This is a genomic window from Actinomadura sp. NBRC 104425 (assembly GCF_030269545.1).
GTDB classification, from domain to species: Bacteria; Actinomycetota; Actinomycetes; order Streptosporangiales; family Streptosporangiaceae; genus Spirillospora; species Spirillospora keratinilytica.
In genome coordinates this window covers 13,549-40,196 of record NZ_BSTN01000009.1, presented here as the reverse complement: position 1 = coordinate 40,196, position 26,648 = coordinate 13,549, and the positions used below count along the sequence as shown (strand labels likewise).

Genomic DNA, 26,648 nt, shown 5'->3' with positions numbered 1-26,648 from the left:
TACGGAACGGACCACCTGCAAGGAGGACGGACGGATGCTGGACGGCCGGCTGCTCGTCGACGCGCATGTGCACGCCGCGCGCCTGCCCACGCTCAGCCCCGCGTGGCGGCGCTGGGCCGAGGAGTTCGGCCGCGCCAACCCCTGGCCCGACCTCTACGACGACGACGGAACCCCCATCCCGGAGCGGTTCGACGCGCACTTCGCGGCCGAGGGCGTGGACGCGGCGCTGCTGTTCACCGAGTACAGCCCCAAGACCACCGGCATCCAGCCGATCGAGGACGTGCTGCCGCTGGTCAAGCACAACCCGCGCCGCTTCCGCGCCGTCGCCAACGTCAACCCGCACCTGCACTACCCGATCGACGCGGAGCTGTCCCGGCAGCTCGACCTCGGCGCGGTCGCCCTGAAACTGCATCCGGTGCACGGCGGGTTCAGCCCGTCCGACAACGCCCTCTACCCCGCGTACCACCTGTGCCGCGAGGCGGGCATCCCCGTCATCGTGCACTGCGGGACGAGCACGTTCCCGGGCTCGTCCAACAAGTTCGCCGACCCGATCCTGCTGGACGACGTGCTGCGCGACTTCCCCGACCTGACCGTCGTCCTGGCCCACGGCGGCCGCGGCTGGTGGTACGACGCGGCCGCGTTCCTGGCCCTGTCGCGCGACAACGTCTGGATCGAGCTGGCCGGCCTGCCGCCGCGCCGGATCCCCGAGTACTACGCCCGGCACGACCTGTCCCGCCTGGCGCGCAAGTTCGTGTTCGGCACCGACTGGCCCGGCATGCCCGGCGTCGCCCGCAACGCCCGCGCCATCGCCGCCCTCGGCCTGGACGAGGAGACCGTTTCGCTCATCCACGGCCGCAACGCCGTGCACGTCTACCCGGCCCTGCGCGACCTGCTGCCCTGAGCACCCCGCCGCTCGCCGTCGTACGGACGGGCCGATCCGTCCCGACCGGGGCCGGATGGGGTTAATCGGTTGCCGGTCGTCCGCCGTGGTCCTAACGTGCGGTGGCGACGGCGGCGCGTAGCTCAGTCAGTAGAGCGCCGGGCTCGGACCCGGAGGGCGCAGGGGCGGAACCTGCCGCGCCGACATGAGCGGAATCGGGCCGGGCTACCCGCGGCGGCAGCTGGCGAAGGCGTTCGTCACGGCGCTGACACACCAGGACGAGGACACCAGGCGGCGAGCCGAGGAACGCATGCGCCGCTGGGACCGAGTGCTGGACGGCATGCACGACGGCACCCTCGACATCGGCTCCCGCACCCCGGTCGAGGGCCTGCCCGCGTGGGTGACGCCGGAAGTCGTCCGCGGCGGCTTCGCCACCGGCGCGGCGGAGGCGGGCGGCCCCCTCACTCCGCACGAACGCGACATCGCCCGCCGGGCCGGGCTGCCCGCCGACCGGCAGGCGATCTTCTACCACCATCTGACCGACGCGGGCCTGGCCGAGCTGAACGCGCTGCTGGACAGCGGCCGCTACGACGTGACCGTGCCCGAAGAGGCGGCGCTGCTCACCGTCGCGTGGCTGGTGCGCGCCGGCGACACGGCCGCGGCGCTGAAGCTGCTGGAGGCCATCGAACCGTTCGCCGACAGGCTGCGCTTCGTGCCGGTGCCGACCGACGCGCCCCCGCCCGACGGGGCGATGGTGCGCCGCCAGAACGTCGGCGCCGTCCGCGACCGGCTGGCCGCGCGCCGGCCGAACCCGCGCATCGCCGCGATGAACGAGGCGCTCACCGTCTGGAACCCGTTCGCCGACCGGCTGCTGGCGCACTGGCTGGAGACCGTCCGGGACGGGAAGGTCGCCGCCGCCGAGCCCGACGGCTGGCGCCGCCGCGGCGCCGAACTGCTGGAGCAGTACCGGCGGCTGGCCGCCGAGCACACCCTGTGCGGCCGGCATCGCAAGCCGCGGGAGAACCTGGCGGTCCTGCGGACGGCGCTGGAGGAGCAGGTGGAGGGCGACGGCCTGAGCCCGCGCCTGCGCGGACGGCTTCAGCACGCCGTCGACTCGATGGTGCGCAAGCGCGGCGCCCCCGGCGCCCCGCCGCATGCCGAGCTGCGCGCACGGCAGGCCGCCGACGCCGCCCGTCCCACCTACCACGCCCTGGCGCGGCTGCTGGTCGAGCGGCTGTCGCAGCAGCCGGACGACGCGGGTCTGCCGTCGACCGACTGGGTCGTCGCGCCGGTCACCGACGAGGAGGAGAACCGCACCGGCATCCCCGCGGGCACGCCGATCCCGCCCGCGCTGCGGCGCGTGGTGGACCGCGCGCTCACCGCCCCCGTCGACATTCTGGTGGACCGCGGCGTGATCCCGTCGGCGGAGGTGCTGGGGGAGCTGGTGCCCCAGCTCGTGGCGTCCGCCACCGCCGACGCGTACGCCGACGAGGCGCTGCGCACGCTCATGGCGGCCGTCCATCGGGCGTTCTCCAGGCGCCGTTCGCTGCTGCTGCTCGACCTGCGGCACCAGGTGCGCATGGACGAACTGCCGTGGGTCGCGGCCGTGGCGCGGCACCGCCGCCAGGACGAGGGGGGCGACGCCCGCAGCGTCCTGGTCCGGCTGGGGGAGCTGACGCTGTGCGGCTTCCCCGCGACGATCCTGCCGAACCCGCTGATCCGGCAGCTCGGGGCGCTGGCGGCGCGCGCGGGCGTGGACGTGCCGCTGGTGGAGGAGCTGGCCGCCGACATCTTCATGGGCGCGTTCTCCGGCAAGTTCCTGCGCGCCGCCAAGCTGGCGGCCGACGTGCTGGAGGGCACCCTCTACGAGCGGTACTACGGCATCGACTACGCGGAGGTGCGCGCCATCGACGACGTCGCGCGGCGCCGGTTCGCGGCGGCCACGTCGGAGGGGTTCGCTGCGCTGTGCTGGGAGCGCGCCGGCAAGCCCCAGGGCTGGGTTGCCGCCAACGGCATGGTCATCGAGCAGGCGCAGATCCTCACCACCCACAACCTGGCCGTGTTGGTGCACCCGGTCGGCGTGGACCCGGCGCCCGGCTGGCCCGAGCTCGCCCGCCGCGCGTTCACCGGCGTGTGCCGCCGGGTGAGGAAGGTGCACAAGAACCCCCGGCCGCTGACCGCCATCAAGGACGCCGCCTACGCCTGGCGGCAGGCGCTGTTCTTCCTGTCGCTGTGCGCGCTGGAGGACCAGATCTCCGTCGTCGCGTGGATGCAGGACGAGGCGAGGCGGCAGCCGGAGCACGTCGCGGGCCGGCTGGCGCCGGTGCTGGCGGGGCTGCGGCACATCCTGGTCGGCGGAAGCCTGGACGACGGGTCGGCGCCGCCGGACGCCCGCCGCCTGCTCGGCTGGCAGGCCGGGCACCACTGGATGCGCGACGACCCGGTGCCCGCGAAGGCCGTGCGCTGAGCCGGCGGCGGGCGTCCGCCGGGCGTCGCCCGGCGCGGCCGTCGCCATTGGCGGCCGGATCAGGCTCGGCGTCCGCCCTCCAGTTCGGAGACGGCGCAGTCCACGCCCTGGGACGGCATGCCGTTGACGAAGTACGCCAGGTGCACGATGACGTTGCCGGTGCCCTGGCAGACGAAGTCGTCCTATGGATGCCTTCCTGTCGGGTGGGATGGACGATCCGAGTCTGCGCACCGCTCGGGCGGCGGGATACGCAGCAGGCTGAGTGATTCGCGGGTGTGATTCGTGCGGTTCGGTGATAGGCGCGGGGGACGCGGGGTTCGTACGGTGCGGGCGCAGGAAAGTCCGATCGACTCGCTGTTCCGCCCCCTCTGACCGATCGGAGGAACCCCCATGAGACGCGTCCGACTGCTTCTGGGACTGGTGGCCGCGCTGGTCCTGCTGGCCGGTTTCGTCCCGGCCGCCGACGCCGCCGCCCGCGCGCCCGCGCGCAAGGCCGCACCGCTGCCGATGATCTTCGTGCACGGGTTCTTCGGCTCCGGCGCCCAGTTCCAGACCCAGGCCAAGCGGTTCGCCGCCAACGGCTACCCGGCCGACCGCATCGAGTTCCAGGATTACGACTCGACGTTCCTGAACAACTCCTTCGAGGACGTGTACGCGGCGCTCGACCAGCGAATCGCGCGGCTGAAGGCGGCCACCGGCGCATCCCAGGTGGAGCTGCTCGGCCACTCGCTGGGCACCGTTATCTCGCAGGGATACCTGAACAGCTCTGCGGCGCGGGCGGCCAATGTCGCGCACTACGTCAACATCGACGGCGCCACCGCCTCCGCCCCGCCCGGCGGCGTCCCCACCCTGGCGATCTGGGGCGAGGGCAACGGGAGCCGTTCGATCACCGGCGCGACGAACGTCTACCAGCTCGACGAGTCGCACGTGCAGACGGCGTCGTCCGCCGCCACCTTCCGGGCCGTCTACCGGTTCTTCACCGGCTCGGACCCGCAGACCACCGACGTCGTCCCGCAGGCCGGGACGATCCGGCTTGCCGGGCGGGCCGTGCTGTTCCCCTTCAACCTCGGCCCCGAGAACGCCCGGCTGCGGGTGTACGCGCTGGACGCGGCCACCGGACGCCGCACCGGCCCGCCGGTCGCCTCCTACGACCTGTCCGGGGACGGCTCGTTCGGCCCGTTCGACGCCGACGGCTCGACCCGCTACGAGTTCGAGCTGTCCAAGACCGACGGCAGCAACCAGGTGCACCACCAGTACTTCGAGCCGTTCCGCCGCACTGACCTGGGCATCCGGCTGCTGTCGTCCGACCCGGGCAGCGCCGTGGACTGGCTGATCGAACGCAACCGGCGGCATGTGGCGCTGCTCGCCTACCGCAACAAGGAGTGGTGGGGTGACCAGGGCGCCGGCAGCGACACCCTGACCATCAACGGCACCGGCGTGCTGAACGCCACCACGGCGCCGCGCAGCAAGCGCGCCATCGGGCTGTTCGCCTACGACTGGCACTCCGACGGCGCCACCGACACCGGCGCCGCGGTCGGGCTGTTCCCGGCCCTGCCGTTCATGAGCGGCGTGGACCTGTTCATGCCCGCCTCTCCGCAGGGCGCCGGCAGCGTCACGTTGGAGACCGGGCAGCGCGGCGGGGACGGGCTGACGGACCGGATCACCGTGCCGAACTGGCCGTCCGACACCCACACCGTGACCGTCTACTTCGACGACTTCAGCTGACCGAACCTTTCGGAAAACGGCCGCCACCCCGAACGGCGTGGCGGCCGTTTTCCTATTCGTCTGCGGCGCGCCTGCCCGCATTTGCGGCCGGGCATTGCGTGACAGGCGGTACTGCGGCCTGTATCCGACTCATCCGAGTGAGCGGGTACGGCCCGAGAATTTGCGAGTGACGCCATTTCCGGGGAGCCCGTGACAGCCGATCATCGCTGCACGAGTCGCGGTCGAAAGCGGCCGCACAATTCCCACCCGAAAGGCGTCTGCAATGCGTTTGCTCCCACGTCCCGCCATCCGCCGGCTCGCCGCCAGGATCACCGCGGTGACCTCGCTGGCCGCCGGCGCCGTCGTCGCCCTCCAGCCCGCCCTGCCCGCCTCGGCCGCCTGCGCCGACATCGACGTGGTCGTCGCGCGCGGCACCGGCGAGCCGGGCACCCTCGGCCTGATCGTCGGCGACCCCGTGTACTCGGCGCTGCAGCGCAAGATCCTGTTCCGCTCGCTGAAGTCGTACGCGGTGGACTACCCGGCCAGCGTCATCCCCGGCTCGGCGTCGGAGGGCAACACCGACCTCGTCGACCACGTCACGGCCGAGGCGCGGTCCTGCCCGAACCAGAAGTTCATCCTCGTCGGGTACTCGCAGGGCGCCAACGTCGTCGACAACTCCATCGGCATCAGCAGCGACGGCGCCCTGGTCGGCGGGCCCATCACCAAGACGATCCCCGCCTCCGTCGAACCGCGGGTCGCCGCGGTGCTGCTGTTCGGCAACCCGATCCGGGCCATCGGCCGCCGCGTCACCGGCACCTACGAGAGCCGCACGCTGGACATCTGCGCGGACGGCGACCCGATCTGCGGCGGTGGGCTGAACATCCTGGCCCACCTCAGCTACGGCAACAACGCCGACCAGGCCGCCCAGTTCGCGGCGGGCAAGGTCTGACCCTCCGGCGCACCGCCCGGGCCGCCGGACGCCTCCGCGGCCCGGGCCAGCCGGACCGCCTCAAGGGCCAGGACGACCTCGGCCGCCTCCCGCGGATGCCCCAGCCTGCGCCCGGTCAGCCGCTCGACCCGCCGGATCCGCGCCAGCACGGTGTTGCGGTGGCAGAACAGCCGCCGCGCCGCCCGCGCCGTCGACCCGCCGCAGTCCAGCCACACCGCCACGGTCTCCAGCAGCACCTCCCGCTCGGCCCGCTCCAGTGCCAGCAGCGGCCCGAGCACGATCTGCCGCACCTGCCCGGCCAGCTCCGGCTGCGCCGCCACCAGTGCCGCCGGCAGCCGCTCGTCCAGCCGCACGACCCGCGGCGGACCGCCCGCCCGCGCCTCGGCCGTCGCGCACCGCAACGCCAGTTCGGCGGAGCGCCGCGCGCAGCCGAGCGCCGCCAGCCCGTCCACCGGCAGGCCGATCCCCGCCGGGCCGCGCACCAGCGGACGCAGCGACGCCGCCACCTCGCCCAGATCCCCCTCCGCGAGCGGCACCACCCCGAGCCCGACCCCGTCCCGCACCCGCCAGACGGCCCTGGCGGTCGCGGGCGGCGCCGTCGAGGGGACCGCGACGACGACGTAGCGGCCGGACTCCGGCAGACCGAGCCTGGCGGCCGCTCGGGCGATGCGAGGGTGGTCGGGCGTGCGGCCGTCCAGAAGGGCGTCCAAGGTCCGGCGGGCGCGTTCCAGGTCGGTGTCGCGCAGGTCGCGTTGGGCGCGGTGGTAGGACTCGGTGACCGACGTGGACAGCTGGTCGATCATCGCCAGGGTGCGGTGCGCCCCCGCCACCAGCAGCGCCACGTCCTCGGGGTGGCGCTCGGCGATGACCTCCGCGACGCCCTCCCACAGCAGAGCCCCCGCCAGCCGGTAGGCGCGCAGCGCCGTCTCCAGCGGGATGCGCCGCTCGGCGTAGCGGCGGCCGACGCGGCGGGCCAGCCGCAGGTCGGTGCGGTCCCGGCCGACGCTGGCGACGGCCTGCAGGGCGGCGTCCAGACCGGCGTGCGCGGCGGCCCGGAATCCGGGGGCGTCGAACAGCCGCCGCTCCTGCGGGTCGGCTCCCTCCCGCAGTCGCTCGATGAGCCGGTCGGTGAGCTCGGGGAGCCGCCCGGCGAGCTCCCTCACGGCCTCCTGGATGACGGTGTGCGCGTGCGCGCCGGCCGGTGCGACCACCATCGACGTCTCCGTGGACGCGGGGTCAGCCGGCCGCGACGCCCAGGGCGTCCATCATCAGCGGCCAGTACCGGTGCATCTCCGGCTGCCAGGTCGCCCAGTCGTGCCAGCCGTCGGTGTAGATGTGCGCGGTGACCGGGATGCCGAGGGCGCGCAGCCGCGCGACGAAGTCCACGGAGGTCACGCCGGTGACCACCTCCTGCGGCTGGACCAGGAACTGCTGCCCGGGCGCGGGGTCGTCGTACTCGCCGGGCAGCCCGGTCGTGCCGGAGGACACGTACAGCCCGGTGCCGCGCAGGCCGGCCGCCAGCTCGTACGGGTCGTGCGCCCGCCAGTTGGCGTCGTCGATCCCGGGGATGCCCCACACGCGCAGCGGGTCGTCGGTGTCGGTGAAGAACGCCTGCGTGAACATGACCGTCGTCGGGACGCCGGGCCTGGTCATGTGCTGGATGCCGCTGGAGGCCGCCGCGTACCGGAACATGCCCGGATGGCGCGCCGCGTACGTCGTCGCGCCCGTCGCCCCCGAGGAGATGCCCATCGCGGCGCGCGTCGTGCCGGCCCGGTAGTTGCGTTCCATCAGCTGGAGGACCTCCTGGGTGTGGAAGGTCTCCCACTTGGGCGTGCCGCCCCTGCCGTAGTTCCACCAGTCGGTGAACGCCCCGTCCGCGCATTCGGGCATGACGACCATCACGTCGTAGCGGGCCGACACCTCCTCGATGTCGGTGCTGCGCGTCCACGACACGTAGGAGTCGCGGCCGCCGTGGTAGGCGTAGACGACCGGCCATGTGCGCGCCGCGTCCCGCGACCATCCGTGCGGGACGAGCACCCGCACCTTCACCGACTGGCCGAGTGCGGGCGACGACACGGTCAGGTCGTAGGTGCGGTCGTCCAACTGCTCCTCGTCGGTGACAGTGGCGCCGTCGTCCGCGGCAACCGGCGCCCCGGCGGGGGCGGACGCGGGCTGCGCCGCCGAGGCGGGCGGGACGGGCACGACCGTGCCGAGCGTCACGGCGCACACCGCCGCGAGCAGGAAACGGGCAGTGCGCATGCTGGGTCTCCGTGGGCCGTCTCCGTGAGCCGGGGGGTGGCGCTGCGAGCCTAGGACGGATCGGCGCGCGCGCCATCGGCCCCCGCCAACAAGAACCGGCCGGTTTTTGTCAGCCGGCCGAGTTGCGTCCGCCGCCGCAGGCTCACCCGGCGGCGGACCCGCCAGTGCCGCCGCCCAGTGCCGCTGTGCGCGCGCACCGGCCTGCGCCGCCGCCCTTGACCGGGCCGCGTCCCGCACCAGACTGGCCACGTCGAGAGACCGACGGGGGTGAACCGCGAGGAGCGACGCCTGTGGCCACCGAGCAGCACGCACCCGTCCGACGGCGCCACCGCCCGCAGCGGCGGCGGCCCGGCCGGCACCAGCGGCCGAGACAGGGGGACGCGGGGCTCGGGGAGCTTCTGCGCCCGCACCTGGACTCGGTGATCGACGAGATCGCCCGGGAGATCCGCGCGCAGGTCCCCGAGTACGCCCAGCCGCCCGACAGCGACCACGGACGGCGGATGCGCGCCACCATCGCCATGAGCATCGAGCACTTCGTCGGCCTCGTCGCCGGCGCCGCGCCCGACCGGGAGGCGCTGACCGCGGCCTACGCGCGGCTGGGCGCCCGGCAGGCGCGGCGCGGCGGCGGCCTGGACGGACTGCAGACCGCGATCCGGCTGAGCAGCCAGGTCGCCTGCCGCCGGTTCATCGACCAGGCGTACCGGCTCGGCTGGCCGCGCGAGACGCTGGCCCTGCTGACCGACTCGCTGTTCGTGCTGCTGGGCGAGGTCGCCGACGCGGCCGCCGAAGGGTACGCCGCCGCCCAGGAGGACATGGCGACCGAGCGGGAGCGGCTGCGGGGGCGGCTGCGCGACCTGCTCGTCAACGACCCGCCGACCAGCCTGGAGGCGCTGGCCGACCTGGCGCGCGCCGCCGGCTGGGGCGCCCCTCGGACCATCGGCGTGGTGGCGCTGCGCACACCGGTCGGCGGCGCCCCGCGCGTCGTCTCCCCGACGGTGCTGGCCGCCTGGGACGACCCCGCGCCGTACCTGGTGGTGCCCGACCCGGACGGCCCCGGCCAGGAGCGTATGCTTGCCGCGCTGCTCGACCGCCACCCGGGCGTGCTCGGCCCGACCGTCCCGCTGAACGAGGGGGCGGTGTCGCTGCGCTGGGCCCGGCGCGGTGTCACGCTGATGGAGCGCGGTCTGCTGCCCGCCGCGGGCGTCGTGCGGTGCGTGGACCACCTGGCGACACTGGCGGCGGCGTCGTGCGAGGAGCTGATCGGCCCGGCCGCGGCCCGCCATCTGGGGCCGCTGCTGCGGCTGCCGCCGCGGCGCCGCCGGACGATGGCCGAGACGCTGCTGGCCTACCTGGACAGCGGCGACAACGCGGTCGCCGCCGGGCAGGCGCTGCACGTCCACCCGCAGACCGTGCGCTACCGCATCCGCGTCGTGCAGGAGCTGTACGGCGGCGACCCGTGGGGCGCGGGCTCCCGCCTCGACCTGATGATCGCGCTGCACGCTTTCCTGCGGTACGCGGACCAGGCGCCGTCCGGCCACTCACCCGGCTGACGATCTCAGCCGCCGACTTTGGCGGCGGCCGTATTACGGCCCGGTGCCCGCGGGCGGATGATCGGCACAGCCGAGCTGGTCTCGCATCGGGGCGGACGCTTCCCGCGGTTCCGCTCCGAGCTCCCGCGAAAGGGACCGACATGCGACTGCGATCGATCATGCTGCTGACCGCGGCCGGGTTCACGGCGGACGCGCTGTGGCGACGGGCGAGGGCCGCGAAACTGACACCGCTGACACCGCCGTCCGGTGACGAGGCCGATGCCGGCGCTTGCGGCGGCCACCGCTTCGTCACCGCCGAGGGGGTGCACCTGGACGATGCCACTCGCCGGGCCGCCGCCGCCCACGCCCGCCGCCACGGGCTGCGGGTGCTCGACCTGGTGCCGTCCGGGCTGGACAGCCTGCGCGCGCTGGAGCTGGTGCGGCGCGTCGACCCCGCCACGTACCGGTGGTCGCGCCTGGCGGTCGGCGGGGGCGGCGCGCACGCCGTGCTCGTCGACGCCGACGTGGCCGAGCGGGCCGGGATCTCCCGGTTCGAGGGGCTGAGCCCCGCCGAGATGGACGAGCTGATCACCCGCCTGAAGTGCTACGCGCCCACCGCGACCGACCTGTGCGTGGCCCCCGGCATCGCGCCGGTCGGGTGCCCGCCCGCCGACCGCCGCCGGATCCTGCGCCGCCGCTGGCCCAGCGACCTTCCCGTCTACCTCACCGGCAACATCCTCGGGCTCGGCGTGCTCGGCGCGGCGCTGGCGCGCTGCCTGACGAGACGCGGCGGCTCGGCGCGGCGGGACGCGGCGGCCGCGCTCGCGGTGCTCGCCGCAGCGTGCGCCCAGCCGTACCTGGCGACCGCCGGAACCCCGCTGCGGCCTTGCGACCGGCTCCGGTTCGCGCTGACGCGCCCGGTCGCCGCGCCGCTGCGGTGGCTGCGCGTCGCCGCCCAGCGCGAGGACCCCGACCCGCGGCTGCCCGCCCTGCGCGCCGAGTACGCCGCCGACCTGGCACAGGGCGTCGACCGGTTCTTCGAGCAGCGCCGCGCCGACTGCCCCTGGTGCGGCGGCCGCGACCTGCGCCACCTGCTGACCAGCGGCGACCGCCAGCACCACCGGCCCGGCAGGTTCGTCCTGGAACGCTGCGCATCCTGCGGGCACGTCTTCCAGAACCCCCGGCTCAACGCGGCCGGCCTGGACTTCTACTACCGCGACTTCTACGACGGCTCCGGCGGCCCGGAGGTCGAACGCGGCTTCCGCCTGGCCGCCCCGCACTACCGGGACCGCGCCAGGATGCTGCGCGGCCACGCCGAACCCCGCGCGTGGCTGGACGTCGGCGCGGGGCACGGCCACTTCTGCAACGCCGCCCGCGACATCTGGCCGCACACCCGCTTCGACGGGCTCGACATGGGCGTGTCCATCCGGGAGGCCGAACGCCGCGGCTGGGTGGACCGCGCCTACCAGGGCCTGTTCCCCGACCTGGCCGACAAGCTCGCCGGCGAGTACGACGTGGTGAGCATGCACCACTACCTGGAGCACACCGTCGATCCGCGCGCGGAGCTGGACGCGGCCGCCCGGGTGCTGCCGCCCGGCGGGCATCTGCTGATCGAGGTGCCCGACCCCGAGTGGCCCCTGGGCCGGGTGGCGCGCGGCTGGTGGCACTCCTGGTTCCAGCCGCAGCACCTGCACTTCGTCACGGTCGGCAACCTCGTCCGGGCCCTGGAGGAGCGCGGCTTCCGGGCGGTCGCCGTCGAACGCGGCCCCGCGCACCAGCCGGTCGAGCTGCTGATGATCGTGATGCTGCTGGCGCACCGGATCGTCCCGGACCCCGGCAAGCCGTGGCGGGACCCGCGCGCCCGCCGGCTGCGCGGCGCGGCGCGCACCGCCGTGTTCGTGGCGGCGGGCCCGCTGATGTTCGCCGCCGCCGCGGCCGACCAGCTGCTGCTGCCGGTCATCCGGCGCGGGAACCGGTCGAACGCCTACCGGGTGCTCGCCCGGCGCGTGGCCGACGACGCCCGGTCCGAGTGAGGGCGCGGGTGTGTCAGTCGGTGGCGGCCGGGCGCCAGGGGGACCTGGGGTCGGTGGGGCGCGGGGAGGCGCTGACGCGCAGCACGTAGCAGGGGGTGCCGGGCCGGTCGGGGAGCGGGCCGAGGTAGGTGTGGCCGGTCAGGTGGCACCAGGCGGCCAGATCCACGGGCGCGGCCGGGTCGGACGCCAAAAGGTGCACGATCGTGCCCGCCGGCAGCTCGGCCAGCTGCCCGCGCAGTTTGAGCAGCAGCCGGGTGCACGACTGGTCGCCGCCGTCGATCACCACGGGCTCGGCCGCGGGGGACTCGAAGGCGCCGGGCTCGGGGGTGGACGCGCTCATGGCGCCTTCCGCGCGGGGGCGACGCCGGTGTCCTCGGGCATCGGGGCCCTCCCTCATGGCGTTGGACCGTTCTGCCCCGACTGTAGCCGCGCCACCGCCCCTGATCATGTCGTTTGCACCACATCTGGTGTTTGGGGGACGGCTCGCCGGGGACCCCGACGCCATGACCGAGACCGGGGAGCGCCCCCGCGTGGGTTTCTTCACCGACACGTCGGTGTGCATCGGGTGCAAGGCGTGCGAGGTCGCGTGCAAGGAGTGGAACGCCATCCCCGAGGACGGGCTGCTGCTGACCGGGATGTCGTACGACAACACCCAGGGACTCGGGGCCGACACATGGCGGCATGTGGCGTTCATCGAGCAGCGCAAGCCGGTGGACGTGTTCCAGGCCGCGGGGCAGGCCGACGCCGGGTCAAAGCTGGTGGACGGCGCGGGGCCGGAGCTGCGCTGGCTCATGGCGTCGGATGTGTGCAAGCACTGCACGCACGCGGCATGCCTGGACGTGTGCCCCACCGGATCGCTGTTCCGCACCGAGTTCGGCACGGTCGTCGTCCAGGAGGACATCTGCAACGGCTGCGGCTACTGCATCCCCGCCTGCCCGTACGGGGTCATCGACCAGCGCAAGGGGGACGGCCGCGCCTGGAAGTGCACGATGTGCTACGACCGCCTTGGCGCAGGCATGGAACCGGCCTGCGCCAAGGCGTGCCCCACCGACTCCATCCAGTTCGGCCCGCTGGACGAGCTGCGCGAACGCGCCGAAATTCGCGTGCGGGCTTTGCACGACGCCGGGCAGCCCGAGGCCCGCCTGTACGGGCACGACCCCGGCGACGGCGTCGGCGGCGTCGGCGCGTTCTTCCTGCTCCTGGACGAACCCGAGGTGTACGGGCTGCCGCCCGACCCGGTGGTGACCACCCGGGACCTGCCGTCGATGTGGCGGCACGCCGCAGCGGCGGCGGTGGCGATGGCGGCGGGGGTGGCCGCCTGCTTCCTGCGGACGGGCCGGAGGCCGCGATGACGCACGCGGAACACGGGGCACGCGCGGGACGCGGCGGGCGCGGCAGGAGGCGGCGCGGCGAACAGGCCATGGTGCCGGAGGCGCGCTTCACCTCCTACTACGGCCTGCCGGTGCTGAACCCGCCCGTGTGGAAGCCGCTCGACATCGCCGGATACCTGTTCCTCGGCGGTCTGGCCGGAGGCTCGTCGCTGCTGGCCGCGGGCGCCCACGCCACGGGGCGGCGCGAACTCGCCCGCACCGCCAAGGTGGGGGCGCTCGGCGCCATCTCCCTGTCGCTGGCCGCGCTCGTCCACGACCTGGGGCGGCCCGCGCGCTTCCTCAACATGCTGCGCGTGGCCAAGCCGACCTCCCCGATGAGCATGGGGTCGTGGCTGCTGTTCGGCTACGGCCCGCTGGCCGGGGCGGCCGCCGTGACGGAGATGACGGGACGGTTCCGGCGCCTGGGCGCGCTGGCCACGGCGGGCGCGGCCGTCCTCGGCCCCGCCGTCGCCACCTACACGGCGGTGCTCGTCTGCGACACCGCCGTACCGTCCTGGCACGAGGGATACCGGCAGATGCCGTTCCTGTTCGCCGGGTCCGGAGCCGCCGCCGCGGCGGGCCTGGGCCTGGTCTTCGCTCCCGCCGAACCCGCACGCCGCGCCGCCGTCCTCGGCGCCGCCGCCGAACTCGGCATGACGCGGCTGATGAAGCGGCGCATGGGCCTGGCTGCCGAGCCCCTGGAGCAGGGCAAGGCGGGGCGGCTCATGCGCGTCTGCGAGGCGCTGACGGCGGCGGGCGCGGGGCTGGCCGCGCTGCCGGGAACCGTCCGGTCCAGGGTGCTGTCGGCAGCGGCGGGCGCCGCGCTGATCGCCGGATCGGCGGCGCTGCGGTTCGGCGTCTTCCACGCGGGCGTCGCGTCCGCCCAGAACCCCGAGTACACCGTCGTCCCGCAACGGCAACGCCTGAACGACCGGGAGTTTCCGGCCGCCCGGCACGGGTAGCAGCCACCAGACCGACGAAAGAGTAGAAAAGGGACTGACATGGGCGTCCGCACATGGATCGAGTCCTGGCCGGTCTACCGGCAGCTCACCGGCGACGACCCGCTGGGACGCGGCGCCGCGGCCAAGAGCCGCCGCAGCGAACGGCTCGACCCCCGCGTGACCACCGCCGACCGCGTCGTCAAGTCGGTGTGCCCGTACTGCGCGGTCGGCTGCGCACAGAACGTCTACGTCCAGGACGGCAAGGTCACCCAGATCGAGGGCGACCCCGACTCGCCCGTCTCCCGCGGCCGCCTGTGCCCCAAGGGGTCGGCCAGCCTCCAGCTCACCACCGGCCCGGCCCGCGAGCACAGGGTGCTGTACCGGCGCCCCTACGGCACCGACTGGGAGCACCTCGACCTCGACACCGCCATGAAGATGATCGCCGACCGGGTGATCGCGGCGCGCCGCGCCGGCTGGCAGTGGGAGGTCGGCGGCAGGCGGGTGCGGCGGACGCTCGGCCTGGCCTCCCTCGGCGGCGCCACGCTCGACAACGAGGAGAACTACCTCCTCAAAAAGCTGTTCACCGCCCTGGGCGCGATACAGATCGAGAACCAGGCGCGCATTTGACACTCCTCCACCGTTCCCGGTCTGGGGACCTCGTTCGGACGCGGCGGCGCCACCACCTTCCAGCAGGACCTGGCCAACGCCGACTGCATCGTCATCCAGGGCTCGAACATGGCCGAATGCCATCCGGTCGGGTTTCAGTGGGTGATGGAGGCCAAGGCCCGCGGCGCCAAGGTCATCCACGTCGACCCGCGGTTCACCCGCACCAGCGCCATGGCCGACGTGCACGTGCCGCTGCGCGCGGGCAGCGACATCGCCTTCCTCGGCGGCATCATCAACCACGTCCTGCGCAACGACGCCTACTTCCGCGACTACGTCGTCGCCTACACCAACGCGCCGGTCATCCTGCGCGAGGACTTCCGCGACACAGAAGACCTCGACGGCCTGTTCTCCGGCTTCGACCCCGGCAGCCGCGCCTACGACAACGCCACCTGGCAGTACGCGGGCCTGGAGGTGCAGGCGGCCGCGGGACAGCGCGACCAGGAGTACGACCGGCGCACGCAAGGCGGCGGGCCCGAGGTCGCGGAGGCGGCGCGCGGCGAGACCGCCGGATCCGGCGGTTTCCCCATCGCCGCCGGTTACCCCCCACGCGACCCGACGCTGCAGCACCCCCGCTGCGTGTTCCAGGTGCTCAAACGGCACTACGCCCGCTACACCCCGGAGATGGTCGAACGCGTCTGCGGCGTCCCGCAGGACGTCTTCCGCACCGTCTGCGACCTGATCACCGGCAACTCCGGGCGGGACCGCACCACCGCCTTCGCCTACGCAGTCGGGTGGACGCAGCACACCGTCGGCGTCCAGTACATCCGCGCGGCGGCGATCCTGCAGCTGCTGCTCGGCAACATCGGACGCCCCGGCGGCGGCATCCTGGCGCTGCGCGGGCACGCCTCCATCCAGGGCTCCACCGACATCCCCACCCTGTTCAACCTGCTGCCCGGCTACCTGCCCATGCCGCACGCGCACGAGCACGAAGACCTCGACACCTACGTGCAGGCCGAGGCGGCGCGCAAGGGCTTCTGGGGCGACATGCGCGCCTACATGGTGAGCCTGCTCAAGGCGTACTGGGGGGACGCCGCCACCGCAGCCAACGACTACCGCTTCGACTACCTGCCCCGCCTGACCGGCTCCCACAGCACCTACGAGACGGTCATGGCCCAGCTCGACGGCGTCTGCAAGGGCTACTTCCTGCTCGGAGAGAACCCCGCCGTCGGGTCCGCCGACGCCAAGATGCAGCGGCTCGGCATGGCGAACCTCGACTGGCTGGTCGTGCGCGACTTCTCCCTCATCGAATCGGCCACCTGGTGGAAGGACGGCCCGGAGATCGAAACCGGCGAGCTGCGCACCGAGGACATCGCCACCGAGGTGTTCTTCCTGCCCGCCGCCGCGCACACCGAGAAGGACGGCAGCTTCACCAACACCCAGCGCATGCTGCAGTGGCACCACGCCGCCGTCGAACCGCCCGGCCAGGCGCGCAGCGACCTGTGGTTCGCCTACCACCTCGGCCGCCTCGTCCGCGCCGCGCTCGCCGGGTCCACCGACGAGATGGACCGTCCGATCCTCGACCTGACCTGGGACTACCCGGTCAAGGGGGAGAACGCCGAACCCGACGCCGAGGCCGTCCTCGCCGAGATCAACGGCCGCGCCGCCGACGGCCGCCCGCTCAGCGCCTACACCGAGCTGAGCGACGACGGCTCCACCTCCTGCGGCTGCTGGATCTACTGCGGTGTCCGCGCCGAAGGCGTCAACCAGGCCGCCCGCCGCAAACCCGGCCGCGACCAGAACTGGGTCGCCCCCGAATGGGGCTGGGCGTGGCCCGCCAACCGCCGCATCCTCTACAACCGCGCGTCCGCCGACCCGGACGGCAGGCCGTGGAGCGAACGCAAGGCCCTCGTCTGGTGGGACGCGGCCCAGGGCCGCTGGACGGGCCACGACGTGCCCGACTTCGTCCCCGACAGGCCCCCCGGCTACACGCCCCCGGAGGGCGCGCGCGCCGCCGACGCGCTCGCCGGCGACGACCCGTTCATCATGCAGGCCGACGGGAAGGCGTGGCTGTACGTGCCCACCGGACTCGTGGACGGCCCCCTGCCCGCCCACTACGAACCCCAGGACTCGCCGTTCACCAACCCGCTCTACAGGCAGCAGCGCAACCCCGCACGGCACCTGCCGTCCCCGCACCCCGACAACCGCTACCAGCCCGTCGGGTCGCCCGTGTACCCGTACGTGGCGACCACGTACCGGCTCACCGAGCACCACACGGCCGGAGGCATGTCGCGCTGGCAGCCCTACCTCGCCGAACTCCAACCCGAGTTCTTCTGCGAGGTGTCCCCGGAACTGGCACGCGAACGCGGCCTGGAGCACCTGGGCTGGGCCACCATCATCTCCGCCCGCAACGTGATCGAGGCGCGCGTCCTGGTCACCGAACGCATGACGCCGCTGACGGTGGACGGCCGCACCCTGCACCAGATCGGCCTGCCCTACCACTGGGGCCCCAACGGCTACAGCACCGGCGACGCCGCCAACGAACTGCTCCACATGGCGCTCGACCCCAACACCCACATCCAGGAGAGCAAGGCCATCGCCTGCGACATCCGCCCGGGCCGCCGCCCGCGCGGCCCGCAGGCCGCGGCCCTGGTCCGCTCCTACCGCCGGCGCGCCGGCATCACCGGCGCCACCGGCACCGAGGTGTGACGCCCTACCGGACGACGAGCACGTGCTCCCGCCGGGGCACCAGCTCGCCGATCACGGGCGCGCCGGGGATCTCACCCGCGACGAGCAGGCCGCCCGACGTCTGCGCGTCCGCCAGCAGCAGCCGCGTCTGTTCGTCGGCATTCCCGAAGTCGGTGTGCGGGGCGACCCAGGCCAGGTTGCGCCGCGTGCCGCCGCTGACGAACCCGTCCCGCATCGCCTGCCACGCGCCGTCCAGATACGGGACTGCCGAGGCGTCGACGACGGCCGTGACGCCCGACGCCCGCGCCAGCTTGTACAGGTGCCCCAGCAGCCCGAACCCGGTCACGTCCGTGGCGCACTCGACGCCCGCCCGCAGCGCGGCCTCCGCGGCGTCCCGGTTGAGCGTGACCATCGCCTGCACGGCCTGCGGGAACACCTCGCCCGTCGCCTTGTGCCGGTTGTTGAGCACCCCGATGCCGAGCGGCTTGGTCAGCGACAGCGGCAGCCCGGCGCGGCCCCGGTCGTTGCGCAGCAGCCGTTCGGGGTCGGCGACGCCCGTGACCGCCATCCCGTACTTGGGTTCGGCGTCGTCCACGCTGTGCCCGCCGCCCACATGGCAGCCCGCCTCCGCGGCGACGTCCAGCCCCCCGCGCAGCACCTCCCGCGCCAGGTCGAACGACAGCACGTCCCGCGGCCACGCCAGCAGGTTCACCGCCACCAGGGGACGGCCGCCCACCGCGTACACGTCCGACAGCGCGTTGGCCGCGGCGATGCGCCCCCAGTCGTAGGGGTCGTCCACCACGGGGGTGAAGAAGTCCGCCGTCGCCACCACGGCGGGACCGTCGTCCGCCACCCGCACCACGGCCGCGTCGTCGCCGGTCTCCAACCCGATGAGCACCTGCGCACCGGACGCGGCGGGCGCGGCGGCCAGCCCGGCCACCACGTCCTCGAGCTCACCGGGCGGGATCTTGCACGCGCACCCGCCGCCCCGCGCATACCGCGTGAGCCGGACGGTCCCTCCGGTCGTCGTCATCTGCTCCCCCTTCTGTGTGATGGCCGCCGGCCCGGGTATGCGCCGGTGCTGGAGGCGTCTGGGTGCCTGGTGGCCCCCCCGACCTTCAAAGTCGCGGTGTCCGAGGTCCTCGGACAGGCGGGTTCGATTCCCGTCCGCCTCCGCTGCGAACCTTCCCCGCACGGCAGATGCCCGGCCGCGCCGGAGGAGCGGCCGGGCACCTGTGCGCCGGTCAGGGGGATATGGCGGTTGCAAGGGCGGCGGTCACGTCGGGGTGCCCGAAGGCGAACCCCGCCTCCTCCAGCCTGCGGGGCAGCACCCGCTGGCTGATCAGCGCCCCCTCGTCCGCGAACTCCCCGAGCGCCAGCCGCAGCGCCGTCCCGGGCACCGTGAGCACCGCCGGACGCCCCACGGCCCGCGCCAACGCCCGAGTGAAGTCGGCGTTGGTCACCGGCCGCGGTCCCGTCAGGTTGACGGGACCCTCCAGATCGCCCTCCAGGAGGAACCGGAGCGCCGCCACCTCGTCGTCAAGGGAGATCCAGCTCATCCACTGCCGCCCGTCGCCGAGCCTGCCGCCCAGGCCCAGCCGGAACAGCGGCAGCAGCCTGCCGACCAGCCCGCCCCGTCCCAACACGAGCCCGGTGCGCGCGAACACCACCCGGACGCCCGCCTCCCGGGCCGGTGCCGCGGCGGCCTCCCAGTCCCGGACCACACCGGCCAGGAACCCGCTGCCCGCCGGTGCGGTCTCGTCCACCTCGCGGGTGCCGGTGTCCCCGTAGAAACCGATCGCCGACCCGCACACCAGCACGCGCGGACGCGTTCGCGCCACGGCCTCCGCGACGGTCCGCGTCCCGCGCACCCGGCTCTCGCGGATCACCCGTTTGTAGGCGGCGCTCCACCGGCGGTCGCCGATCCCGGCCCCGGCCAGGTGGACCACCGCGTCCACACCGGCCAGCGCCTCAGCGTCGAGCGTGCCGCCCGGCTGCCACGAGATCTCCCTGGGGCCCGCGGGCTGCCGCCGGACCAGCCGCACCACCCGGTGCCCATCCGCCTCCAGGCTCCGGACCAGCGCCGTCCCGATCAACCCGGACGCCCCCGTCACCGCAACCCTCATCCGCCCACCATAGGCGAGCGGCTCCCAGGAGTCAGGGACGCGCGCCCAGCCGGTAGCCGGCCCACCGCCGGGTGGGCCGCGCCTGCAGGGCCACCCACCCCGAAGTGCCGACCCGGGCACCGATCCGCCGTCTTCCGGCGAACACGCACACGGAACACTCTGGGTGTCAGACCGATGAGCAAGACGTACTGGTGGGCGTCCACGGTTCTCCGTGTGACCGACACCCGCACGTACGGGACCGCCCGGATTTTCTCTTACTCGCCTTCACCTGGCTGTCGGGGTGGGTGATGATGAGCGGGCGGGTGACGGCATCACACGGATGCCCGGGCCGCTGCGTGGTGGCATGAGAACGACACCAAGAAGGCTCAACGTGAGTGGCGTCCGTGCTCTGCGTGGAAGGGGTCGGGTCAGGAGTGAGTGATCGTCTCGACTGCCCGGACTGCGGCGGTTCGGGCGAGCAGCGCATGGGGCCGCTGGTGCTGGCGTGCAACTTCTGCGGTGGACGCGGCTACGTCGGCGATGACAGCGGGCCCCCTTCGGAGCCCCCGCCGGTCTGGGCGGATGTCGGCACGGCGAACTTCCCGGGCTGCCGGGTCTGCCTTGGCGCTGGGCTTGTGGTGACCCGCACCTTGCAGCAGATCCCGTGCCCGGCGTGCTCGGGGGAATCGCCTACCTGAGCGCCGCGGCGTCTCTTCTCGCGGGCAGGGGCGGGGCCGAGCGACTGCAGGGAGAGTAAGTCGGCGCCGTTGAGACACCGTCACAGGCGTCGTCGTGATGGAGTCACCGCCCGGCACTGCGGCATGTGCTGGGTGGCGGCGGTGGCGTGTGGCGGCCGGTGCCGTGTGCGGACGCGGGCCCCCGAATGCGGCGGCGCGCATGTGACCTGGGCCGGTATCGCGTTCCGATCAGAAGCTCGGACGTGCTTCGAAGCGGCGGTCGGTCGGCTGGTGGGGGCAGCTGAGGGGGCCTCTGAGGGGCGCGGTCGGCGAAGGTGGCGGCGGCGCGGTGGGAAGGGGCCGCGCCGCCGCCGACCGGGGTCCCGGCCGGCGCCCTACGGTCCCGGGGCCCCGGTGTCTAGTTGTCGCTGACCTTCAGCAGTAACCGGCGCAGTTCCTCGGGGGTGTCGGCGTCGAGCGCCGACTCGCCGTTGTTGACCTGCTCGCCCGGCTTGGGGCCGCGCGTGGCCCACCACCGACGCCGGTCCGTGTAGAGGATCGACCACCCGGGGAACTCGTCCCGGAGCGCCGCCTTGATCCGCGAGACGTCACCCATCGCAGCCGCGCACCCCCGGTCTCGCCACCGCACCCGCCGACTGCCGCCAGGTGTGCATGACCCGGTAGGCCGGCTGCTCGGGCGTCGGGGCGTAGAACGTCCGGCCCGCGAGGTCGAAGATGAACCACTCCCGGCTGTAGTCGCCGTAGCCCGTGATCGCCCCGGGGAAGCGCCGCATCAGCTCGTACTCGATCCGCACGCGGATCTCGTTCCACGCGCGTGCCTTCTCGGCGGACGAGCCGGACCAGCGTCCCGCAGACGCGGCGGCCATGGCTGAAGAGATGCACTGCGTCACACATCACAGACTCACGGTGACGCGCCGGGAACACCAGGGGCAGGTTGTGCGGTTCTTACCGTCCGCATCCGGTCACGCTAGGGCACCATGTCCTACTCAAAGTGACCTCAGCTGCCGATCAGAAGCGCATTGTCCTAGTCATCGACGCCGAGCGCCCTGGTCAGCCTGCGGGTCGCCGGGCTCAGGCGCTTCTCTGTCTCGCGGATGTCTCTGACCAAGGCCTGGGCGATTCGCTGGTGCCGGAACCACACCGGTGACACCTGCTGGGCCTCTAGCAGCGTCGTTGTAGCCGCATTGAGGCGTCCGGCGTCGAAGTGGGCTTGCGCGACGTCCATCAGGTGCGCGCCCCACGAGATGCCTCGTAGATCGCCCGGATGGTCCTTGGACGGCGGCCGGATCCGCTTGGCGGCCTTCAGCGCCTCAGCCGGCTTCTTCAGGACGCTGTAGGCGTATGTCGCCTGCATCGCCACGGTGGGCGGGGCGAAGGACGTGTGATAGACGCGCACACGACGCCCCAGCCTCTCGGCGCCCGCTCCGGCCAGCCGCAGATACTCCTCGGGGGTGCGGTCCTGACCGACGGCCGGGGCGACGGCGGTCATGAGGAGATTGCCCCACGCGGCGATCTCCTTCTCGCCGTCCCCGAACGACGGCTCGATGCGAGCCGCCATGTCGGCGGCGACCTTCTCCGACTCGGCGTAGCGGCCCTGGTGGAGCAGGACCCACGCGTACTCGGCGTGCATGGTGGCCCACAGCAGCATGTCGTCGCCGGTGTGCGCCACCGTGATGGCCCGCTCGGCCGCCACGAGACCGAGGTCCGTCCGTCCGATCTGCGCCATGAGGTTGGACGCCAGCGCGTAGGCGAGTGCCAACGGGCGGACGGCGGGTGCGCCGAGGGACGTGTGGGTGGCGCGGGCCTCGCCGATGAGGCCGGGGAGGGCGGTGAGGACTTCGCCGAAGGCGCCTGCCCAGTAGTGGTCCCATGCCCGGGATACCGATCGTTCGAGTTCGTCGAGTGGTGTCGGTGTGTCGTCGTCGTCGGTGTCCATTCCCGGGAGGAGGGAGGGTGACAGGAGCACGTTGCGAACTGCCAGGACGCTGCCGCCGTCGCGGTCGGGGCCGAGGCGGTCGCGTTTGTCGAGCAGGTGGGAGATTTCCAGGTCGAGGGCGTTGGCGAGTTTTGCCAGTGTGGTGATGCGTGCCGATTCGCGGCGGCCTTGTTCGAGTTTGGAGATCAGGTCGACGCTGACACCGGCGGCGCGTGCGAGGTCCTCCTGGGTCATGCCGTGTTCGCGTCGGGCGCGTCTGAGGCGTTCGCCGATCGTGCCGGACATGGGCGCTGCACCTTTCCTGGGCGTCTCGACCTTCCCCAGGCTAAGACGCGGAACTTGAACGCGTCATGGGTCTTTGTCGGGACGGCGGGCGTGCTCAATCGCTTCGGGCCCGCATTTCTCGCATTCCGGCTGATTTTGCTGACCTGATTTCGTCAGCGGCCGACTGCGGTCCGGGTGGCGTCACCGGGGTGGGCAGCGGCGGTGGGTGTCGTCCACTCGGACGGTGTAGCCGCGGCGGTCCAGGTGCTCCAGGAGCGGGACGGCGACGCGGCGGGTGGTGTCGAGGGCCTGGCGGGCCTGGCTGAGCGTGAACGGCTGCGGCAGGCGGGCCAGGATCGCCGCGGCGCGGGTCTCGCAGTCGGGCAGCAGGACGATCCCGTCGGAGATCTTGCGCAGGGCGCCCGCGGCGGCCGCGGCGGCGAGCAGCTTCGGGGTGAGGCCGAGTTCGGCGAGGCGGCCCGCCTCCGGAGCGCGGAACGGGGCCGCGGCAAGGTCGCGGCGCACGGCGTCGACGGCGCGTTGGACGTGCGGGGGCAAGTGGGGACGCGTCGTCGCCCCGTAGAGCCTGCCGTCGCGTCGCTGCAGGCCGTCCCCGGCCAGCGCCTCCACCAGGGCGCGGTCGGGCAGGCCGAGGACGCGGCGGGCCGCCTCGGCGGGCAGGCCCGGGTCGGTGGGGTGGCGGGCCGCGTGCTCCTCCACTGCCTCCACCAGGCGGCGCCGCAGGTCGGCCCAGTGGCCAGGGTCGGCGAGCCAGTCGCCGGCGACGGGGGTCGACGGCGGTGCGAGGCCCATGGCCAGCAGCTCCCCGCGGCGGACCAGGCCGCGTCGGCGCAGCTCGCAGGCGCCGTCCGGGACGCCGGGCAGGGCGGCCAGCTCGCGGGCGCGGGCGGCTGCGGCGCCGCGCCGGGTGAAGCGGGGCGGGCGCACGTCCAGCACGGTGATCCCGGCCGGGACGCGGTGCGCCCCCGGGTCGCGCAGCAACGCGATGTCGCCGACGCGCAGCGCGAGCGGACGCGACAGCGCCAGCCGGGCGGTGTCGTCGCCGAGCGGGCGGACGGTGACCGGCACGGCCGCCGAACCCGCGTGCAGGGTCAGATGCCGCGGCAGGTCGCAGGCCGCGTCCCCGCGCAGGCGCACATCGATCAGGTCGGTGGTGAGCCAGCGGCCCGGCGTCAGCAGCACGTCGCCCCGTCGCAGCGTCTCGGGGGCGCCGCGCAGGTTCACTGCGACGCGGGCCACCGCGCCTACCCGCGTGCGCGTGCGTTTCAGCGTCTGCAGGCCGCGCACCGTGACGGGCGTGCCGTCCGCGAGCGCCAGCTCGTCGCCGACGCTGACGGTTCCGGCGCGCAGGGTGCCGGTGACGACGGTGCCCCGGCCCTGCACGGTGAAGACCCGGTCGATCCACAGGCGCACGTCGGCGCCGGTGTCGGGGGAGGGCAGCGCGCCGGTCAGGTCGGCCAGCGCGGTGCGCAGCTCGTCCAGGCCCTCGCCCGTCGCGCCGCTCACGGTGACGGCGGGCACCCGGCCCAGTGACGTGGCGGCGATGCGCTTCAGCGCGTCGTCGCGGACGGCGGCGGCGGTGGCCGCGTCGGTGAGGTCGCGGCGGGTGATGGCGAGCAGGCCGTGCCGCACGTCCAGGGCGTCCAGCACCGCCAGGTGCTCCTCCGACTGCCGCTGCCAGCCCTGGTCGGCGGCGACGACGAACATCACGGCGGGCACGGGACCCACCCCCGCGAGCATGTTGCCGACCAGGCGTTCATGCCCGGGCACGTCGACGAACGCCAGGTCGGCACCATCGGGCAGGCGCGTCCAGGCGAACCCGAGGTCGAGGGTCAGGCCGCGGCGGCGCTCCTCCTCCCAGCGGTCCGGCTCCATGCCCGTCAGCGCCCGCACGAGCGTGGACTTGCCGTGGTCGACATGCCCGGCGGTGGCGACGACGTGCATCACACCGCCCCCCATCACACCGGCCCGGCGGCGCGGACGGCGGCGGTGAGCGCGGCGTCCTCGTCCGGCGGGACGGCGCGCAGGTCGAGCAGGCAGCGGCCGTCCTCGACGCGTCCCACCACCGCGGGCGAGCCGAGACGCAGCGCCGCCGCGTAGCGCTCCGGCAGCGAGACCGCGGCGCTCGGCAGGGCGACCCCCGGCGCGCCCCCGCCGCCGACCGTTGCGGAGCTGTCGACGGCGTAGGCGTCCACGCCCTCGGCGCGGAGTTCCGCCGCGATGTGCCCGGCGCGTTCGCGCAGCCCCTCAAGCTCCGCGTGCAGGGCCGCGAACGTGGGCGTCTCGGGGCCGCGCAGGGTCGCCTCCAGCGCCGCCAAGGTGAGTTTGTCGACGCGCAGGGCGCGGGCGAGCGGATGCCGCGCAAGCCGTTCGACCAGGCGGGCCTCGCCCAGCACGAGGCCGCACTGGGGGCCGCCCAGCAGTTTGTCGCCGCTGGCGGTCACGAGCGAGGCCCCGGCCCGGAGCATGCTCGCGGCGTCCGGCTCGTCCGGCAGCAGCGGGTCGGGGGCCAGCAGCCCGGAGCCGATGTCGGCGACGACCGGCACGCCCAGCCCGGCCAGCTCGCCCGCGTCGACGGACGCGGTGAAACCGGTCATCCGGAAGTTGGACGGGTGCACCTTCAGCACGAACCCCGTGTCCGGCCCGACGGCCGCCGCGTAGTCGGCCGGGGACGTCCGGTTGGTGGTGCCGACCTCGCGCAGCCGGGCACCGGTCGACACCAGCAGGTCGGGGATGCGGAACCCGTCGCCGATCTCCACCATTTCGCCCCGGCTGAGCACGATCTCCCGGCCCGCGGCCAGCGCCGTCGCGGCCAGCACCAGGGCGGCGGCGCCGTTGTTGACCACGTGCGCCGCCTCGGCGGCGGGCACCCGCCGCAGCAGCGCGGCAACCGCCGAGCGGCCGCGCCGGGAGCGGGCGCCGGTGGCCAGGTCCAGCTCCACGTCGGTCGCGCCGCACGCCGCGAGCACCGCCTCCCGGGCGGCCCGCGACAGCGGCGCCCGGCCGAGGTTGGTGTGCAGCAGCACGCCCGTCGCGTTGACCACCGGGCGCAGGCCTCCGGCCGTGTCGGGGAGGGCGGCGACGGCCGCGTCCGCGACCGACTCGGGCGCGATCTGGCCGCGCCGGGCGCGGTCCTGCGCCGTGACGATCACCGACTTCACCAGGTCGCGGCCGAGCCGCCGCGCCGCCGCCGCGAGCCGGGGCTCGGCCAGCAGCGCGTCCGTGCGCGGAATGCGGCGGACGACCTGGTGATCCATCGAGCGACCTCCTGGCCGGGCGTTACCCTCCGGCCGTCCGGGCAAACGGAAGGCCCGCGCACCGGGCGGTGCGCGGGCCTCTTACCTGCTCGGGTCAGCCGGTCACCGGAAGGTCACCGGTGACGGGCCTGGGCGCCGGGGCCTTCACCACCGACCGCGGCTGCGCCGCCGACCCCGGGTGCGCCGGCCCGTTCGGCTGCGCACCCGCACCCGGGTGGCCGACCGCCGACCCGTGGCCGCCCGCCGCCCCCGGACGCCCGGGCTGCGCGGCGCTGGTGGGCGGCGCGCCCTGCTGGTCGCGCGGCGCGGCGGCCGCGGGCGGGGCGCACCGCACCGAGGCGATGCTGAGCTTCTCGGTGCGGCCCTTGCCGAGCGGCACGGTCGCGTCGATCGCGGTCACGTTGAGGCGGCCGCGCGAGTCTCGGGTCTGCTTGTTCAGCACCACCTCGGCGGTGCCGAGCCCGGGCACCGGGACCGCCACCGAGCTGTTGGGCTTGGCCCGCAACGCGAGGGGACGGCCGGCCAGCCGGGCGTCCGCCAGCTCCGAGACGCCCTTGCCGTTCACGCACTTGGCGGTGACCGAGCGGGCGGTCAGGCCCAGCCGCTCCGACTTGACGTCGGCGACCGAGGCGCTGCCCTGACCGGGCCGGGCGGCCGCGTTCAGCCCCGACGCCTTGATGAGCGAGTTGCCCGGCAGCCGGACGAGGCTCTCCCGGACCGGCCGCCCGTCGGTGGACGTCACCGACGGCACCGCCGGAACGGCGACCGGCCCGATGGCGCGGACACCGTACGCCGAGCCGTGCGCCTCGCTGTCGGCCAGCGCGGGCGCGGTCGGCGCGGCGAGCACCGCGGCGACCGCCCCGGTGCCGATCGCGAACGTGGTGAGCTGCTGCAGTCGCACAGTTTTCTCCTCTGGAAATGGTTGTGGGAAGGAATGTCAGGGT

Annotated in this window: 20 protein-coding genes and 2 tRNA genes; 11 read left to right on the top strand and 11 right to left on the bottom strand. The window is 74.1% G+C overall.

Annotation, left to right across the window (positions count from 1 at the left end; translation table 11 throughout):
• The first annotated feature begins 34 nt into the window (after positions 1-34).
• From QSK22_RS15970 to QSK22_RS15950, 5 genes are all read left to right on the top strand, one after another.
• Positions 35-901 carry an amidohydrolase family protein gene (locus QSK22_RS15970; RefSeq protein ID WP_285494961.1) on the top strand — a complete coding sequence of 289 codons (867 nt, stop codon included), beginning with the start codon at positions 35-37 and terminating at the stop codon, positions 899-901.
• 111 nt (positions 902-1,012) lie between these two features.
• Positions 1,013-1,084 (top strand) — tRNA-OTHER (locus QSK22_RS15965).
• 1 nt (position 1,085) lies between these two features.
• Positions 1,086-3,347, top strand: coding sequence for a transcriptional regulator (locus QSK22_RS15960; protein ID WP_285494960.1), 2,262 nt, complete (start codon positions 1,086-1,088; stop codon positions 3,345-3,347).
• Positions 3,348-3,737: 390 nt separating this feature from the next.
• Positions 3,738-5,072, top strand: a complete 1,335-nt coding sequence (locus tag QSK22_RS15955; RefSeq protein WP_285494959.1) for an alpha/beta hydrolase — start codon at positions 3,738-3,740, stop codon at positions 5,070-5,072.
• Between the two features lie 262 nt (positions 5,073-5,334).
• A complete protein-coding gene (locus tag QSK22_RS15950; RefSeq protein WP_285494957.1) occupies positions 5,335-6,000 on the top strand; it encodes a cutinase family protein in 666 nt (221 codons plus the stop codon).
• Here QSK22_RS15950 and QSK22_RS15945 read toward each other — a convergent pair.
• Both QSK22_RS15945 and QSK22_RS15940 read right to left on the bottom strand, forming a co-directional pair.
• Complete coding sequence (locus QSK22_RS15945; protein ID WP_285494956.1) at positions 5,949-7,214, bottom strand: PucR family transcriptional regulator; 1,266 nt, start codon at positions 7,212-7,214, stop codon at positions 5,949-5,951. The genes QSK22_RS15950 and QSK22_RS15945 overlap by 52 nt on opposite strands.
• A 22-nt stretch (positions 7,215-7,236) precedes the next feature.
• On the bottom strand, positions 7,237-8,259 hold the full coding sequence (locus tag QSK22_RS15940; RefSeq protein ID WP_285494955.1) for an alpha/beta hydrolase: 1,023 nt from the start codon (positions 8,257-8,259) through the stop codon (positions 7,237-7,239).
• 290 nt (positions 8,260-8,549) lie between these two features.
• Here QSK22_RS15940 and QSK22_RS15935 point away from each other — a divergent pair, with 290 nt between their 5' ends.
• Together QSK22_RS15935 and QSK22_RS15930 are read left to right on the top strand one after the other, a co-directional pair.
• On the top strand, positions 8,550-9,809 hold the full coding sequence (locus QSK22_RS15935; RefSeq protein WP_285494954.1) for a helix-turn-helix domain-containing protein: 1,260 nt from the start codon (positions 8,550-8,552) through the stop codon (positions 9,807-9,809).
• Between the two features lie 140 nt (positions 9,810-9,949).
• Entirely contained in the window at positions 9,950-11,821 is a 1,872-nt protein-coding gene (locus QSK22_RS15930) for a class I SAM-dependent methyltransferase (RefSeq protein WP_285494953.1), read from the top strand.
• A gap of 13 nt (positions 11,822-11,834) precedes the next feature.
• On the opposite strand, the gene QSK22_RS15925 is transcribed toward QSK22_RS15930, so the two are convergent.
• Positions 11,835-12,161, bottom strand: a complete 327-nt coding sequence (locus tag QSK22_RS15925) for a sulfurtransferase TusA family protein (RefSeq protein WP_285494952.1) — start codon at positions 12,159-12,161, stop codon at positions 11,835-11,837.
• Between the two features lie 163 nt (positions 12,162-12,324).
• Between QSK22_RS15925 and QSK22_RS15920 the strand changes: the two genes are divergently transcribed.
• The 3 genes from QSK22_RS15920 to fdh are packed head-to-tail and all read left to right on the top strand — an operon-like array spanning position 12,325 to position 17,444.
• Positions 12,325-13,173 (top strand): 4Fe-4S dicluster domain-containing protein, encoded by an 849-nt coding sequence (locus QSK22_RS15920; protein WP_285494951.1) that lies wholly within the window; start codon positions 12,325-12,327, stop codon positions 13,171-13,173.
• A complete protein-coding gene (gene nrfD / locus QSK22_RS15915; RefSeq protein WP_285494950.1) occupies positions 13,170-14,153 on the top strand; it encodes an NrfD/PsrC family molybdoenzyme membrane anchor subunit in 984 nt (327 codons plus the stop codon). The genes QSK22_RS15920 and nrfD overlap by 4 nt, the downstream gene beginning before the upstream one ends.
• Before the next feature lie 39 nt (positions 14,154-14,192).
• Positions 14,193-17,444 carry a formate dehydrogenase gene (gene fdh, locus QSK22_RS15910; RefSeq protein ID WP_285494949.1) on the top strand — a complete coding sequence of 1,084 codons (3,252 nt, stop codon included), beginning with the start codon at positions 14,193-14,195 and terminating at the stop codon, positions 17,442-17,444.
• A gap of 4 nt (positions 17,445-17,448) precedes the next feature.
• Here fdh and selD read toward each other — a convergent pair whose 3' ends face one another.
• On the bottom strand, positions 17,449-18,456 hold the full coding sequence (gene selD / locus QSK22_RS15905) for a selenide, water dikinase SelD (protein ID WP_285494948.1): 1,008 nt from the start codon (positions 18,454-18,456) through the stop codon (positions 17,449-17,451).
• Between the two features lie 50 nt (positions 18,457-18,506).
• Between selD and QSK22_RS15900 the strand changes: the two genes are divergently transcribed.
• A tRNA-Sec gene (locus tag QSK22_RS15900) sits at positions 18,507-18,600 on the top strand.
• Between the two features lie 67 nt (positions 18,601-18,667).
• Here QSK22_RS15900 and QSK22_RS15895 read toward each other — a convergent pair.
• The 7 genes from QSK22_RS15895 to QSK22_RS15865 form a co-directional block, all read right to left on the bottom strand.
• A complete protein-coding gene (locus QSK22_RS15895; protein WP_285494947.1) occupies positions 18,668-19,549 on the bottom strand; it encodes a TIGR01777 family oxidoreductase in 882 nt (293 codons plus the stop codon).
• 1,074 nt (positions 19,550-20,623) lie between these two features.
• A complete protein-coding gene (locus QSK22_RS15890; RefSeq protein ID WP_285494946.1) occupies positions 20,624-20,821 on the bottom strand; it encodes a hypothetical protein in 198 nt (65 codons plus the stop codon).
• The gene (locus QSK22_RS15885) at positions 20,814-21,092 is read right to left on the bottom strand and encodes a hypothetical protein (RefSeq protein ID WP_285494945.1); all 279 of its coding nucleotides are present in this window, start codon (positions 21,090-21,092) and stop codon (positions 20,814-20,816) included. Before QSK22_RS15885 ends, QSK22_RS15890 begins: the two co-directional genes overlap by 8 nt.
• A gap of 158 nt (positions 21,093-21,250) precedes the next feature.
• Positions 21,251-22,447 (bottom strand): helix-turn-helix domain-containing protein, encoded by a 1,197-nt coding sequence (locus QSK22_RS15880; RefSeq protein WP_285494944.1) that lies wholly within the window; start codon positions 22,445-22,447, stop codon positions 21,251-21,253.
• 180 nt (positions 22,448-22,627) lie between these two features.
• Complete coding sequence (gene selB, locus QSK22_RS15875) at positions 22,628-24,391, bottom strand: selenocysteine-specific translation elongation factor (protein WP_285495153.1); 1,764 nt, start codon at positions 24,389-24,391, stop codon at positions 22,628-22,630.
• 14 nt (positions 24,392-24,405) lie between these two features.
• Positions 24,406-25,704, bottom strand: a complete 1,299-nt coding sequence (gene selA, locus QSK22_RS15870; protein WP_285494943.1) for an L-seryl-tRNA(Sec) selenium transferase — start codon at positions 25,702-25,704, stop codon at positions 24,406-24,408.
• Between the two features lie 94 nt (positions 25,705-25,798).
• Positions 25,799-26,605 (bottom strand): choice-of-anchor P family protein, encoded by an 807-nt coding sequence (locus QSK22_RS15865; protein WP_285494942.1) that lies wholly within the window; start codon positions 26,603-26,605, stop codon positions 25,799-25,801.
• Positions 26,606-26,648 lie beyond the last annotated feature (43 nt).

Bases quoted from the DNA above. Each gene is read 5' to 3' on its own strand.
- QSK22_RS15895 (WP_285494947.1), bottom strand. From the start codon at position 19,549: ATGAGGGTTGCGGTGACGGGGGCGTCCGGGTTGATCGGGACGGCGCTG.
- QSK22_RS15950 (WP_285494957.1), top strand. From the start codon at position 5,335: ATGCGTTTGCTCCCACGTCCCGCCATCCGCCGGCTCGCCGCCAGGATC.
- QSK22_RS15940 (WP_285494955.1), bottom strand. From the start codon at position 8,259: ATGCGCACTGCCCGTTTCCTGCTCGCGGCGGTGTGCGCCGTGACGCTC.
- QSK22_RS15890 (WP_285494946.1), bottom strand. From the start codon at position 20,821: ATGGGTGACGTCTCGCGGATCAAGGCGGCGCTCCGGGACGAGTTCCCC.
- QSK22_RS15955 (WP_285494959.1), top strand. From the start codon at position 3,738: ATGAGACGCGTCCGACTGCTTCTGGGACTGGTGGCCGCGCTGGTCCTG.
- QSK22_RS15880 (WP_285494944.1), bottom strand. From the start codon at position 22,447: ATGTCCGGCACGATCGGCGAACGCCTCAGACGCGCCCGACGCGAACAC.
- QSK22_RS15885 (WP_285494945.1), bottom strand. From the start codon at position 21,092: ATGGCCGCCGCGTCTGCGGGACGCTGGTCCGGCTCGTCCGCCGAGAAG.
- QSK22_RS15930 (WP_285494953.1), top strand. From the start codon at position 9,950: ATGCGACTGCGATCGATCATGCTGCTGACCGCGGCCGGGTTCACGGCG.
- selA (WP_285494943.1), bottom strand. From the start codon at position 25,704: ATGGATCACCAGGTCGTCCGCCGCATTCCGCGCACGGACGCGCTGCTG.
- QSK22_RS15920 (WP_285494951.1), top strand. From the start codon at position 12,325: ATGACCGAGACCGGGGAGCGCCCCCGCGTGGGTTTCTTCACCGACACG.
- QSK22_RS15925 (WP_285494952.1), bottom strand. From the start codon at position 12,161: ATGAGCGCGTCCACCCCCGAGCCCGGCGCCTTCGAGTCCCCCGCGGCC.
- QSK22_RS15970 (WP_285494961.1), top strand. From the start codon at position 35: ATGCTGGACGGCCGGCTGCTCGTCGACGCGCATGTGCACGCCGCGCGC.
- nrfD (WP_285494950.1), top strand. From the start codon at position 13,170: ATGACGCACGCGGAACACGGGGCACGCGCGGGACGCGGCGGGCGCGGC.
- selB (WP_285495153.1), bottom strand. From the start codon at position 24,391: ATGCACGTCGTCGCCACCGCCGGGCATGTCGACCACGGCAAGTCCACG.
- selD (WP_285494948.1), bottom strand. From the start codon at position 18,456: ATGACGACGACCGGAGGGACCGTCCGGCTCACGCGGTATGCGCGGGGC.
- QSK22_RS15960 (WP_285494960.1), top strand. From the start codon at position 1,086: ATGAGCGGAATCGGGCCGGGCTACCCGCGGCGGCAGCTGGCGAAGGCG.
- QSK22_RS15945 (WP_285494956.1), bottom strand. From the start codon at position 7,214: ATGGTGGTCGCACCGGCCGGCGCGCACGCGCACACCGTCATCCAGGAG.